The following is a 14384-nucleotide window of genomic DNA, read 5'->3' as shown; positions in this document are numbered from 1 at the left end:
TGGTCATCTATACTCATTTTACCCCCCTTCTCGATCGCTAATCCTCAGTAATTTTAGTTTCTCGTCAACCACTTTTGACCGTTAAGCCGTTGCAGGGTGTAAAACAACAGTAAATCGAGACTAACTTTCCTTTCATCGATCATAAATGATTCAAGTGTACTAGGTTGAGCGCCGCCCTCAGCCTGGGAAAAAGCTTTTTTACCGTTGATGTTTTCTTCCAAAAAATAAATGCTAAATTGACGCATTCCCCCGAGCCAATTGCCGCTTAACTGCCAACAGGGAGAGCTAGAAAAGCCCTGCACGGCAATTTTATCCTGTTTAAAGGACAGTTTTATATCAGTTATACCCAGCTTTTGCAAGGCTGCCGCCAGTGCGGGTTGAAAATGCTGCTCGATAAATTCAGCAAAGGGTTTTTCCTCGACGGTAGGCTCCTTGGGTTTTTTAGCAGCCGCAGGTTGAGCCGGTTTTTCTGCTGCTGCTGCCGGAGTTGCGGGGGTGGTGGTTTCTTCTGCCATAGGAATTAATCTGGAATGGGTAGGTAGCTACAATTATATTTTCTCCCGGGTTATCGGTTATCAGTTTTTTTAGCTATCAGCTTTTATTTACCCCATTGATTAGCCACTTTTCTGGTGAGGGCATTTCTCATAAAGATGAAGTATAACTGGACAGGGTAACGAAAACCTCTATATCAAGGTAGTAGGGTTGATTCATGAATCAACCCTACGAATCAATCCTAGTAATCAACCCCCCTTATCAAGGGGGGCAGGGGGGATCAAACCTAAAATCCATTCAACCCTAGGAATCAACCCTACGAATCAACCCCCCTTATCAAGGGGAGCAGGGGGGATCAAACCTAAAATCCATTTTTAATTTAATTATAACCAGCTACTTAGGGTTTGCGGCAAAAAGTTTTTACTGGAGGCAGAATGTAGAATAAGATTCCCCGGAAGCAATCTTTTTAATCTCTCATCGCTTCTATTATTTTCATGGTTTCGACGCTGACAGTACAGACTCTTTGTAGTAAGTCAATTACTGTTTCTTTATAATCGGCGAAGCGATAATGATTAAATCTTTCGGCGATGGTTTGATCTTTGGGTTTCTTTTCCTTATATTGATCTAATATCCATTCTAAGGCTGAACGATTACCGAGTTTATATTCCCAGGCAATTTTGGGAATATCTTGTAGGAAAGTGATATCATCAAGGTTGATAGAATTTTTTTCTCGGTCAGCTTTTAGTTTAGTTTTGGGTTTGAGATTATTATTAGTATCAATGCGAGTTAGTGGGTAGGGTGCGACGGTTTCATAGTTGATATGTAATTCCATTAGTTTGCTTCCCCATTCTACCCATTGAGAGAAGTTATCATAAAAGGGAAGCCGGGGAAATTCTCGCTTAAGATTTAATTCATATTTACTGCGATATTCTGGGTAGTGGAGGACTGCATAAGTGTAGTGGAAGATGTCGAGTTTGGTGATGGTTTTATCGTTGTAATGGTTTTGGAATTGTTGCAATCCCCAATCGGTGATATTATCGATGCGGTTTCCTTCTTTGTCGTAGTAGTAAAGAGGGAGACATTGAGAGTCACCTGTTAAATGTAAATCAAAAATTTGATTACTTGAGAGAACTGTAAATGCTTTTTGTCCAGAAGAATAAATAATAACTATGTTTTGAGAATTTATATCAGGAAAGATTTTTGGGAGTTGATATTGCATTTCATTAACACATTTATCCCAGTAAATATATTTTGAAACAAAACTTCTATATAGAGATGGTAATATGCAATTCTCATCAAAACTTATTTTACTATTATTTGTTAATTGTTTTTTCAAGTCTCTCGTCCACTTAATCTCAGTTGATAATTTTTCCTCTAAAACATTTGATGTTTTTGATATTTTTCCTAGTTGTCTATTATAAATTTCTAGAAAATAAGACATTTTACGAGATAAGTTTTTGTCAGAATAATCATATACCCATTCATCTCGATTGGTTACTACACCCAATGAAAATAGTTTGAAAACTGCCATTTCTTCTGCGCCAGATTTGGCTAGTTTAGTATTCTTATTTACCAATGGTATCAGACAATCGAAATCATTATCTGATTGTTCAATCCAGTTATGTTTTTTATCTGGGATGATATGCTCAAAATCAAGCTGATTAAGTTTTGTCGATGACAAAAACTCTAATTTTTGCGCTGCTGTATCCAATTCAGGACGGCGAGTATATAAAATTTGACAAGGAAGATTATTACTTTCTCGCTTCACCATCAAACTAATCGTCACCCCCGTCTGAATACCGAAAACATTATGAGTTGTCCCTGAAAGTTTAGGATTTTTCCTGACATTACCACCTAAATCAATGATATAAATTTCACTAAACTCATTCTCTACTACTTTTCTAAAACCGTCAAATGTCCTCGCATCGATAAATGACGAATTAGTAATAAAACCTATTATACCATTTTCACCTAACCTATCTGTAGCCCAACGAAAGAAGCGAGAATACATATCATATAGCTTTGTCTTCTGCGCTGTACTCTCTTCGATGTAAGTATCCTTAATGCGCTTATCAATAGCAGGATACTTCCGATTTTTATTATTGTCATTCTCATTTTGCTGATTAGCATTATAAGGAGGATTACCAATAATTACAGAAATATTGCGGTCATTTTGATTTTGAATGCGTTGGGTATTCTCCACCGACATAGCAAATAAATCCATCTGCTTGAGATGAAAAGCAGCATGGTCCAGGGTATCCACAAAACAGATATGCTCAAACTCTTCATACTCACCCATCTTCTGCTTGTAGGTGAACTCAATATTCAAATTAGCAATATAATAAGGCAGAATTGCCACCTCGTTACAGTGCATCTCATGCTTATACTTGTACCGTAACTTATCCTTCGGTAAATACTCAATTAACTCCGTTACAAAAGTTCCTGTCCCCGTCGCCGGATCTAAAATTTCTACTCCTGGATCCGCCAATAACTTACCAAAATGCTTGTGGACTAAATAATCGACACTTTCAATCATAAAACGGACAATTTCATTGGGTGTATAGACAATTCCCAAACGGTCCGCCGCTTTCGGATTGTATGCTTTATAAAAATTCTCATAAATCGCCTTGAGAAACTTCTGCTTTTCGTGGTGGTTATAAATATTCGCCGCTGTCCGCCGAATTACCGCATAATAACGTTCAATTGTCCCTAAAGTATTGCGCTTGGTATTACCAGTAAAGAAAGTTTCAATCACTCCCTGTAATTCCCTGGCGATATTATTTTCCCGGTGAAACTGGGACTCATTAAAAATATTGATAAAAATATCCTCTGTCAGAATGTGCTGAATAATCATCTCTCGCACATCTTCCAGACTAATTTCTGGATTGATTGACTTGCGACAAATCTCTAAAAATTTGTCCCGCGCTGTCACAAAATTCCGATTCGTCTCCGATTGCAACGCAATTAAACCCCGCAACGCTTCTAAAATTGTTGGTAAATCTTCCTTAAAACTATCAATCGCCTCTCGAAAATCCTCAACCTCCGGACGTACATAATTAATAAAAGCATTAATAATCCCATCCAAAGCCTCATCATCGCGCATCGAGACGCGCAGTCTTTCCTCTCCTCCTTGAATTAAAACCGCCGTCTGGGAATCTTCAAATAAAATATTGTCATTAGGGTAGCCTTTCGCTAACTTTTTCTCAATTTCCTCATCTAAATTGTCATATTGATCCTTACTTTCCCAATATCCCCAATCTAACCGTAAAGCATCCTTTACCGTCCCGTCAGGATAGACAACTTTTCCCGACTTAGTGCGATAATCCAACTCCGGAATTAACAAAAAATCCCGCGCCTTGCAATAGTCATTTAACAAATTCTGAAAAGCGACTCTAATCGAAGTTTCCTTGCGACTGCCGCCATATTGGACAATCTTCTCAACTTCCGCCTGATACTGGCTGATTAATAATCTAGACATGGGCTTAGAGGAGGTAAATTAAGTAGTTATAATCAAATAGAAGATAGATTTTGGACTCTGATCCCCCCTGCCCCCCTTGATAAGGGGGGTGCCGATAGGCGGGGGGATCTACCCTTATTAAGGGGGGTGCCGATAGGCGGGGGGATCTACCCTTATTAAGGGGGGTGCCGATAGGCGGGGGGATCTACCCTTATTAAGGGGGGTGCCGATAGGCGAGGGGATCCACCCTTGATTGTCTTTAATCGGGATGACAGGATTCGAACCTGCGGCCCCTTCGTCCCGAACGAAGTGCGCTACCAAGCTGCGCTACATCCCGAAAGTTTTTAGCTAAATTATCATAGCATATTCTGCCTTGAGTGGGTCGAGACTTGCTAGGATATTACAGATATAGGCAAAAATTATCGGAGTAGTTCAGGCGTGACGGTAAAACCAGAGTGGTTACGGGTAAAAGCACCGCAATGGCAGCGAGTCGGCAGTGTTAAGGAAGTTTTACGCGATTTAGGCTTAAATACCGTTTGTGAGGAGGCTTCCTGTCCCAATATCGGCGAATGTTTCCACGCGGGGACGGCTACCTTTTTAATTATGGGTCCTGCTTGCACTCGCGCCTGTCCTTACTGTGATATAGATTTTGAGAAAAAACCCCAACCTTTAGACTCCACGGAACCCCAGCGATTAGCGGCAGCCGTGCAACGTCTTGATCTTAATCATGTAGTGATCACTTCTGTCAATCGCGATGATTTGGCCGATGGGGGTGCTAGTCAATTTGTCCGTTGTATCGAGGAAATTCGCCGCATTTCTCCGAAAACCACCATCGAAGTGCTGATTCCCGATCTTTGTGGCAATTGGCAGGCTTTAGCTTTAATTCTTGCCGCTAAACCTGAAGTTTTAAACCACAATACCGAAACTGTTCCCCGTCTCTATCGTCGTGTGCGTCCCCAGGGTGATTACCAGCGTTCTCTAGAATTATTGCAGCGCGCTCGCGCCATTGTTCCCGCTACCTACACAAAATCGGGCATTATGGTGGGATTGGGGGAAACCGACGAGGAAGTGCGGCAAGTAATGCGCGATTTACGGGCCGTTGATTGTGATATTCTCACCATCGGGCAGTATCTGCAACCATCGCCAAAACATCTCGGTGTACAGGAATTTATCACCCCCGAACAGTTCCAAGCTTGGCGCGAATACGGCGAGTCTCTGGGATTTTTACAAATTGTTGCGAGTCCCTTGACAAGAAGCTCTTATCATGCTGAACAAGTCAGGGCTTTAATGAATTTGTACCCGCGAGAGTCTTGAGATGGGGCAGCAATTGCTCAAAAGCTCGTCCTCGATGGCTAATTTTTCTTTTTAATTCGGGAGACATTTCCGCAAAGGTTAAAGCGTACTCGGGGACATAAAAAATCGGATCGTAACCAAAACCACCTTTACCCCTAGGACTGGTGAGAATTTCTCCCGTGCAGATTCCTGTGGCGCTCAAGGCAATCTCACCATCGGGACGGGCGATCGCAATTACACAGACAAAACGGGCCGATCGATCCTGATTATCTCCTAATTCTCTGACGAGGCGATCGATTCTTTCTCGATCATTTTTACCATAGCGGGCCGAGTAAATCCCCGGGGCATTTCCTAACCCGGTTACTTCCAATCCCGAATCATCGGCGATCGACCATTCTCCCAAAGTTAGGGCAATTTGAGCAGCTTTTAAATAGGCATTTTCAGCAAAAGTCGCCCCGGTTTCCTCTATCTCTAAATCATCGGGTTTTAACTGCAATTCTAGGTCGATATCGGTTAAGTATTCCCCTATCTCTGCCAATTTACCCGGGTTACTCGTGGCTAGAATTAATTTTTTCATTGGCCTTTTATCTCAGTGATCAGTTATTTTAACCGTCAGGAGCCGGTCGTCGAGAGTCAGACTTCAGGAGTCAGTATTCAGGAGACAGGAGATTATTTTTATTTATTCTCCCTTCTCCCTTCTCTCTTCTCCCCAATTCATAATTCATAATTCATAATTTATAATTCCTAGTCCCTAACCCCCGATAATCCCGCTAACATTTGAGCGTAGGGAGTTTCGTGGAGGTGGGCCTTATTGACAGCACCAAAAAGGGTTAATTTGTCGATAATTACCGATTTCATCGCGGAAATTGCCTCTCCTGCGATCTCTAATAAATCCTTATCCTCTGGCCCACAAATTTCCCGTTTTAGGGACTGCATATAGGCTTGACGCACTTCTGTATTAACATTAAATTTGCAGACTCCTAACTGGATCGATCGCCCGATCATTTCTGGGGGTAAACCGGAAGCACCGTGTAAAACTAGGGGAATAGACAGAAGTTGTCGAATCCGGGCCAGGCGATCGAAATCGAGACGGGGCGGACTTTTGTACTCGCCATGGACATTACCGATAGTTACGGCCAGAGAATCCACTCCCGTTGCCTGCACAAATTGCACTGCTTGCTCTGGATCTGTCATTTTAGCCTCTTTTTCGGCAATAGTTAACCCGTCCTCAGTGCCGCTAATTCGGCCGATTTCTGCCTCCACCACAGCCCCGTATTCGTGAGCTAAACGAGTCATTTCTTTGGTAAAAGCGAGATTATCTTGGTAGGGAAGATGAGAGCCATCGGCCATAATTGAGGTCATCCCCGCTTCTAGGGCCTCGTAGATATCGCTGGCTTTAGTGCTATGGTCAAGATGAACCGAGATAGGAACCTTGGCCGAGCGAGCGGCCTCTAAACAGAGAGCGACGAGGGTGGAACTGCCATAACGCAAAGCGCTGGGGTGAATTTGCAACATAGCGGGACTACGGCAATCCTCGGCGGCACTAATCACCGCTTTGACTCCTTCTAGGTTATAAACATTAAAAGCTCCGATCGCATAGATATTTTTGCGAGCGGTTTCGAGGAGTTCCTGAGTAGAAGCGAGCATAATATGGAAAATAACCATTGATACTGCCCAATTTTACCCTAATTAGGGCTGGCTTCTAGAGGACAAATAAAAGGGCAGCCATGGTCAAAATCGCTACAATATATAGATAAAATCCTAATTGCGAGGAAAGCCTATCGATACCATCTTCGGCAATACCCAGGGACTAAAAGCTAGTCAGATGAAACAGCTACAAAGGCTGTACCATGAACGCTTGCCTATCGACAGTCTCACCACCCCAGAATTCGCCCAAAGACTGGCGGCCATCAGTACCGATATTCATCAACCCCTCTGCACCTATATCAACCGTCGCGGCCAGGTAATTCGTGTGGGAGTGGGAACCCCCCGACAAACCCAATTTTCCCTCTTGGAACTACCCCGCTACGGTTCCGAACGTCTTTGCGGAATTCGTTGTATCGCCACGGAACTCAAGCAGGAACCGCCAAAAGAATCCAGTTTAACCGCCATGGCTCTGCAAAGATTAGACGCACTGGTGATCTTAACCCTAACCGGCACAGGCATGATCCGTCGCGGTGGTGGGGCGACCGGTTATGTGGAGCAGGTCTATCTGGCGCATCTCATACCACAAAGTCAAACAAATGTCAATAGTAATATATACTGGTCTGTCTCCCCGCCCTTAAATCTAGAGGATTTAAGCAAACAGGACTTTTTAGAGTTAGTGGAAGGACTAGAGGCGGAGTTTCAGCGAGAATTTACCGCTATAACCGTTGATACAGCCGAAGATCGGGTGCTATTGGTTGGTTTAATCACCGACAATATGAGCGATCGCCAGTTCGAGGACGGTTTAAGCGAATTAGAACGTTTAGTTGACACCGCCGGGGGCAAAGTTTTGCAAGTCACCCGACAAAAACGGGATCATCCCCATCCTCAAACAGTGATCGGTTCGGGAAAAGTGGCAGAAATCGCCCTACAGGTGCAAACTTCGGGGGCTAATTTAGTCGTATTCAATCGCGATCTTTCTCCCGCCCAAATTCGCAATCTAGAGAACCAAATCGGGGTGAGAGTGGTCGATCGCACCGAGGTGATCCTGGACATTTTCGCCCAACGGGCCCAATCCCAAGCGGGTAAACTACAGGTAGAATTAGCCCAATTAGAATACACTTTACCCCGTCTGACCGGGCGCGGATTAGCTATGTCGAGATTAGGGGGCGGAATTGGCACTCGCGGACCGGGGGAGACAAAATTAGAAACAGAACGCCGAACTATTCAACGTCGTTTATCCCGTCTCCAGGATGAGGTGGATCAGCTGCAAGCTCATCGTTCCCGTTTACGCAAACAACGGCAAAAACAAGAGGTAGCCAGTGTGGCGATCGTCGGTTACACCAATGCGGGAAAATCTACTTTAATTAATGCTCTCACCGCTGCCGAAGTGTATACCGCCGATCAACTGTTTGCTACCCTCGATCCCACCACCCGACGCTTAACTATTACCGATCCCCTTACCCAAACATCTCACCCCCTCTTACTAACCGATACGGTGGGTTTTATCCACGAATTACCCCCCTCGCTGGTGGATGCTTTTCGGGCAACTTTGGAGGAAGTAACGGAAGCAGACGCCTTACTCCATTTGGTGGATCTCTCCCATCCAGCTTGGGAAAGTCAGATTGCCTCGGTGTTAAAAATCCTCTCGGAGATGCCGATTCAAACCGGTCCGATGTTAATGGTGTTTAATAAGTTGGATCAGGTAAAAAGCGACGATTTGGAAATAGCTAAGGAAAAATATCCCCAAGCTGTTTTTATCTCGGCTATTCGTCGGCTAGGATTGGAAACTTTAAAACAAAAGTTAATCGATTTAACCGCTTAATTAGGGTTTGCTGAATAAGTCTGTTGGTGGGGTTAGGAGGCAGTAGCCGGTCGTCAGGAGATAGGAGTCAGGAGATTATTTTTGTTTATTCTTCCCACTTCCTAATTCATAATTTATAATTCATAATTCATAATTTATAATTCCCACTGATAACTTAGGAACTATGCAAACAATCTTTCAGCGCGTAGGCTACCTGTTGTTGTTCATCAAAGCTTAAATCGGGGAACATAGGTAAAGATAACACTTTTTCACTGGCCAATTCAGCCATGGGTAAATCACCTTTTTTATAGCCTAAATACTGATAAACCGGCTGTAAATGTAGGGGAATCGGATAATAAACCATGGATAGGACATCTTTTTCCTGCAAAGCTGCCCGAATTTGGTCACGATTTTCCGTTAGGATTGTGTACTGATTCCAAACGTGCTTACCTCCGGCTAAAGCGGTGGGTAAAGTGATATTAGGCAAAGGTTGCAGTAATTCCCGATAACGTTGGGCAATCTCGATCCGTTGATTATTCCAAAAATCGAGATATTTCAGCTTAATTTGCAAAATAACCGCTTGAATGGCATCTAAGCGGCTATTCACCCCGATTACCTCGTGGAGATAACGCACCTTGCTGCCGTGTTCTTTAATCATGCGAATTTGTGCCGCTAACTCGGGGTTATTGGTGGTAATTGCGCCACCATCGCCACAACCGCCTAAATTTTTGGTGGGAAAGAAGCTAAAACAGCCAATATCGCCGATACTCCCCACTTTCTGCCCATGCCATTCTGCTCCCGTTGCTTGCGCGCAATCCTCAATCACCAATAAATTATGAGAACGAGCGAAATTTACCACCTCAGACATATTGACAGATTGCCCAAAAAGGTGTACTGGGATAATCGCCTTAGTTTGGGGAGTAAGCGCTTTTTCCAACAGTGCCACATCGAGGTTAAAAGTATTAATATCGATATCGACAAAAACCGGCACTGCTCCGACTAAATTAATCGCTTCGGCAGTGGCAATAAACGAAAAAGTAGAAGTGATTACTTCATCCCCCGCTTGAATACCGAGGGCGCGTAGTGCCAGATAAAGGGCATCGGTCCCCGAATTACAGGCAACACAATCGCTAACACCATGATAGAGGGCAAATTGTCGTTCTAATTCGCTCACAGCTTCGCCACCAATATAGCGCCCAGAACGGAGGATTTCTAAAACGGCATGGTTAGCTTCTTCGCTGATGACTTGGTATTGACGGGATAAATCGACGGGGGGAATTGTACTCACGCGCTTTCACTCAAATTAGAGACTAATCGGGATTTGTCGGCGAAAAGAAGGAATAATTAGTCAAAAATAATTATAAACTTGCTATTTATAGATGAAGTACCCTTGTAATTTGTTTCTTTTATTTTTATGGATGGATTAGTAGAACTAAATCTGGTGGATTTGGGTTGGGCTTTGGGGATGATGGGTATTTGTTTACTCCTCTCCCGTTGGTCAAATTTAGCCCTAGAGGGACAATTATTATTAGCGACCGGTCGATCAATCCTGCAATTATTAGTGGTAGGCTACGTTATCGCCGTTATTTTTTCCCTCGATAATCCTCTAGCAGTGCTGGGTATTTTGGCAGTAATGATGACTATCGCGACTATTGTTGCTAAAAATCGCATTGATAGCCGGGATAAAGCCCTATTACCGCTAGTTTTCGGCTCTTTATTAATTAGTAGCTGTCTAACTTTAGGTTATGCGATCGCTTTAATCATTCAACCAGAACAATGGTACTCACCCCAATACTTGATTCCCTTGACGGGGATGGTGTTAGGGCAAGCGATGAACAGTGCCTCTTTAGCCGGGGAGAGATTAAGCAGTACGATTAAAAGTCACCGTTTAGAAATCGAAACCCATCTTTGTTTAGGGGCAACCCCTCAACAAGCGATCGCAGCTTATCAAAAAGAAGCGATTCGAGCTAGTTTAATCCCCACCCTCAATCAGATGATGGTAGTGGGTTTAGTCAGTTTACCCGGAATGTTCACCGGACAGGTATTGGCAGGAAGTGAACCTTTAAACGCCGCTTCCTACCAGATACTGATCCTGTTTATGATTGCCCTAGCCAACCTAATCACCGCTCAACTGGTGACAGAGGGAATCTATCGGCGCTTTTTCAGTGAGAATTTATCACTGCTCAGTTAACAGTTAACAGTTATCACCCACTGTTCACCGATTACTGTTGACTGATAACCGATTTAGCTTTTCCACTTGCTGGCGACGACTTCAGCGAGATCAACCACCCGTTGGGAGTAACCCCATTCGTTATCGTACCAAGCGATAACTTTTACCATATCGCCACCCATCACCATGGTGAGACTAGCATCAATGATCGAGGAGGCATCAACACCGCGATAATCAGAGGAAACGAGAGGTAAATCATTATATTCGAGAATTCCTTTTAAAGAATTTTCCGAAGCTTCTTTGAGGACTTCGTTTACCTGTTCCGCGATCGTGCTTTTTTCCACTTGCGCCACTAAATCCACCACGGAAACGTTAGGAGTGGGTACCCGCAGGGCGATACCGTTAAGTTTCCCTTTCATTTCCGGGATAACTAAGGCTACAGCCTTGGCGGCACCGGTGGAGGTGGGAACGATGTTAACGGCAGCGGCGCGGGCGCGACGCAGATCCCGGTGACTAGCATCCAGAATCCGTTGATCACCAGTGTAACTGTGGGTGGTGGTCATCGTACCTTTGATGATGCCGAAGTTTTCGTGAATCACTTTGACGACAGGAGCCAGACAGTTGGTGGTACAACTGGCATTACTGATGACGTTGTATTTATCGTGTTCGTATTCGTGAGCGTTGACACCGACGACATAGGTTCCCACACCCGAACCTTTACCCGGTGCGGTAATGAGGACTTTTTTTGCTCCTGCGACAATATGCTTAGAAGCGCCCTCTTCATCGACGAAAACACCGGTAGCTTCGATAATCAGATCTACACCCCATTCTGCCCAGGGCAGATTGAGGGGATTGCGATCGGAATAACATTTAATAGTTTTACCGTTAACAATTAAAGAATTATCATCGGCATCGATATTAGCGTTAAGTTTGCCTAACATCGAGTCATATTTGAGCAGGTGAGCGTTACTCCGGGGATCGGATGTATCATTGATCCCCACTACCTCCAAGCCACTATTAGTCCGTCCTAACCAACATCTTAGGAAATTACGTCCAATCCGTCCGAAACCATTGATCGCTACTCTAATCACTGCTGCTTGCCCTCTACGTTTTAGTGCAATACATAAAAAAATAATTAATGTTCCCAATCATACCTTAAAGGTTGAACTTTGCGATCCTGATCGGAAATAATTTATTACCTCGCCAATTCTATCGGGTTTAAATGAGGAAATTTAATTGATTAAAGCGATTTAAAGGCAAAATTAGCCTAAATAACCGCTAAAAAGTTCTCATAACCCCATTCCCTCTTTAGCTGTCCGCCTTTTCGGCGATCAGCTCTGAGTTTTCAGTTTACTGATTACTCAAAGATACCCGCTCCTCTTATCCTCAAAAAAAAACTCGTTTACTTTTCTGCAAACGAGTTCACTTTCCATGATAAGATTAATAGTCCTGTGATTTATTTAGCAACTGCTACTGCTACCTTGACTGGCTGGGGCTGCAGGTCGCGCAAACTTGGGAAAAGGAAGTGGTTTTCCTCCACATATTGCGCTCCAAACAGTCCTTTTTCAGCCCAGAAATAGCGATCGGTTGTATGCTCGTTACGCTTAACAATCAATAAAGCTGGTGGGCTAATGCCTATAGCTTGAATATACTTACGCGCCGCAGTTACGGGTTTATCCTCGCCACTTTCAATACTATACTGGGGTACAAGTTCAAGTATCTTACGTCCTTCTTGACGACGGCGACTTTTACGTTTCCGTTTTCTGGCCAACCCAATTACCTCCTGTTTTGGCTAATCGTTGTAATGATAGTTACAAAAGCCGTAGCGATTATATCCCTTCTAGACCAAGAAATCAAGTGTCTCTCACAAACCCAATTACAGACAAGTTTGACTAGAAGCTAGACTGAGACTGTGTTTAAGTTTTTGTTACAAAAACACCCCCCCAAATCCCGATACAAAACTTATTATTCTTAAACTTTTTTTAATATATACCGTGATCCACCCCTAAAATAATGACCAAACCCTTGTCCTAATTGCTTTTTACTGGCTGCACTCGACCCAAGAGAATCGCCCTTCTCTCCCCTGTCAACTGGGAAATAAAACTCGCAACCCTAGCTTTATCAAGGTTTTCTGATTTTTTACTTTTTACTTTCTTGGTATGCCCTTCTCTTTCCCCTCCCGGACTCCCCTGAGTAATGATTTTATTGCCCTCTGTCAGGCACAGATGGAACTTTTGCGGGAGCAAATGGAAGCGGACAGAAGTGCGGTTTATTTAACTGAACCTTTATCGAGTGATTTAATCCCAGTCGTTGTTTATCCGCCCTTTAATCCCCCTTCTCCCCAAAAAAAGCGGCTTTCCTTACAACCAGGGCAACCGGTGGCCGACCTGTTAACTGCGGTTAAATTAGAAGATTTATCCCACCTCTGGAGTAATCAGGAGAGCGTCAGCGGTCATCGCTTGTTTTTACCCTTAATGTATGAAGAGGGCATGATCGGATTATTGGTGACAACCAGAGAAAAACGACCTTGGCAAAGTTGGGAATTAACCCAGATGGAAAAAATCACCCAAACCCTTGCTTTAGCCTGTGTACTCGATCGCCAATTGGGAGAAGAACGTTATTATCGACAATGGCAACGTCAGCGCCTCGATACCTTTCTCCATCAAATCCGCAATCCCCTTACCGCTTTAAAAACCTTTGGTAAACTTCTACTCAAAAGGCTTTTAGCCGAAGAGGGTAACGATCCCGCCATTACTGGTATATTGAGGGAAAGCGATCGAGTTCGGGACTTAATCGCTGGATTTGAGGCACAAATTCAGCAAGAAAGCGAAAATTACCCCACCGTCGATATTCCCCTCCTGCAAGCGCAATCTTCCCCCACTGCCTTTCTCTTGCCTGCTGGCAGCAGCCAACTAACTCCGATCGATCTGCATGATATTCTCGATCCGCTGCTCCTTTCGGCCCAAGCGGTAGCCAAAGAGAGAAATCTCAGTCTAGAAACGATTCACGGGGAAAATATACCACTTATCCGCGCCAATATCGCCGGTTTGCGGGAAGTATTCAGTAATTTAATTGATAATGCCCTCAAATATACTCCTGCTGGCGGAAAAGTCACCGTCGAGGTGGAGAATGTTAAGAATAGTGTAGAAATTGTTTTTAAAGACACGGGTTATGGTATACCGAGGAGCGATCAAGAAAGAATTTTTCAACGTCACTACCGGGGAGTGCAAGCGGGGGGAGATATACCCGGTACGGGATTGGGTTTAGCGATCGCCAAAGAATTAATTACCAGCATGGGGGGGACGATTGAATTGATCAGTCCCAATCCCGAACCAACAAGCTTCCCCTACCCCGGCACGGTTTTTCGGGTTAGTATGCCAGTTATGACCGATCATAAACCCAGTACAGAAAGTTGATCTGGTCGTAAATTCTGCCTATTTTCTCCCTCGGGGAATCTCCCGAGTGGTCGGTTAAAATATATCGGAAATATCATTTTTACTGGTAACTTGGCTGTGAAGCAAAGA

The 14384-nt window shown here is 43.9% G+C and carries 11 protein-coding genes and 1 tRNA gene; 4 read left to right on the top strand and 8 right to left on the bottom strand.

Annotation, left to right across the window (positions count from 1 at the left end; all coding sequences use genetic code 11):
- Positions 1 to 53: 53 nt before the first annotated feature.
- The 3 genes from N0824_RS02030 to N0824_RS02020 form a co-directional block, all read right to left on the bottom strand.
- The gene (locus tag N0824_RS02030) at positions 54 to 515 is read right to left on the bottom strand and encodes a DUF2996 domain-containing protein (RefSeq protein ID WP_004268067.1); all 462 of its coding nucleotides are present in this window, start codon (positions 513 to 515) and stop codon (positions 54 to 56) included.
- A 443-nt stretch (positions 516 to 958) separates the two neighbouring features.
- Entirely contained in the window at positions 959 to 3970 is a 3012-nt protein-coding gene (locus tag N0824_RS02025; protein ID WP_108935507.1) for a type ISP restriction/modification enzyme, read from the bottom strand.
- A 242-nt stretch (positions 3971 to 4212) separates the two neighbouring features.
- Positions 4213 to 4286 (bottom strand) — tRNA-Pro (locus N0824_RS02020).
- Between the two features lie 71 nt (positions 4287 to 4357).
- Here N0824_RS02020 and lipA point away from each other — a divergent pair.
- Positions 4358 to 5263 carry a lipoyl synthase gene (lipA, locus tag N0824_RS02015; RefSeq protein ID WP_108935506.1) on the top strand — a complete coding sequence of 302 codons (906 nt, stop codon included), beginning with the start codon at positions 4358 to 4360 and terminating at the stop codon, positions 5261 to 5263.
- On the opposite strand, the gene rdgB is transcribed toward lipA, so the two are convergent.
- The gene (gene rdgB / locus N0824_RS02010; RefSeq protein ID WP_108935505.1) at positions 5226 to 5819 is read right to left on the bottom strand and encodes an RdgB/HAM1 family non-canonical purine NTP pyrophosphatase; all 594 of its coding nucleotides are present in this window, start codon (positions 5817 to 5819) and stop codon (positions 5226 to 5228) included. The genes lipA and rdgB overlap by 38 nt on opposite strands.
- A gap of 167 nt (positions 5820 to 5986) precedes the next feature.
- Entirely contained in the window at positions 5987 to 6889 is a 903-nt protein-coding gene (locus N0824_RS02005; protein ID WP_108935504.1) for a class II fructose-bisphosphate aldolase, read from the bottom strand.
- A gap of 118 nt (positions 6890 to 7007) precedes the next feature.
- Between N0824_RS02005 and hflX the strand changes: the two genes are divergently transcribed.
- On the top strand, positions 7008 to 8711 hold the full coding sequence (gene hflX / locus N0824_RS02000; protein WP_108935503.1) for a GTPase HflX: 1704 nt from the start codon (positions 7008 to 7010) through the stop codon (positions 8709 to 8711).
- Between the two features lie 154 nt (positions 8712 to 8865).
- Here hflX and N0824_RS01995 read toward each other — a convergent pair whose 3' ends face one another.
- Entirely contained in the window at positions 8866 to 9978 is a 1113-nt protein-coding gene (locus tag N0824_RS01995; protein ID WP_108935502.1) for a DegT/DnrJ/EryC1/StrS aminotransferase family protein, read from the bottom strand.
- A gap of 126 nt (positions 9979 to 10104) precedes the next feature.
- Between N0824_RS01995 and fetB the strand changes: the two genes are divergently transcribed.
- Entirely contained in the window at positions 10105 to 10881 is a 777-nt protein-coding gene (gene fetB, locus N0824_RS01990; RefSeq protein WP_108935501.1) for an iron export ABC transporter permease subunit FetB, read from the top strand.
- 53 nt (positions 10882 to 10934) lie between these two features.
- On the opposite strand, the gene N0824_RS01985 is transcribed toward fetB, so the two are convergent.
- Both N0824_RS01985 and N0824_RS01980 read right to left on the bottom strand, forming a co-directional pair.
- Positions 10935 to 11951, bottom strand: a complete 1017-nt coding sequence (locus N0824_RS01985; protein ID WP_108935528.1) for a type I glyceraldehyde-3-phosphate dehydrogenase — start codon at positions 11949 to 11951, stop codon at positions 10935 to 10937.
- A 365-nt stretch (positions 11952 to 12316) separates the two neighbouring features.
- Entirely contained in the window at positions 12317 to 12631 is a 315-nt protein-coding gene (locus N0824_RS01980; protein ID WP_046661342.1) for a DUF3155 domain-containing protein, read from the bottom strand.
- 388 nt (positions 12632 to 13019) lie between these two features.
- Between N0824_RS01980 and N0824_RS01975 the strand changes: the two genes are divergently transcribed.
- Entirely contained in the window at positions 13020 to 14276 is a 1257-nt protein-coding gene (locus tag N0824_RS01975; protein WP_108935500.1) for a GAF domain-containing sensor histidine kinase, read from the top strand.
- The last annotated feature ends 108 nt before the right edge of the window (positions 14277 to 14384 follow it).

The organism is Microcystis sp. 0824 (genome assembly GCF_003112475.1).
GTDB lineage: Bacteria > Cyanobacteriota > Cyanobacteriia > Cyanobacteriales > Microcystaceae > Microcystis > Microcystis aeruginosa_C.
This window is presented reverse-complemented; position numbering and strand designations above follow the sequence as displayed.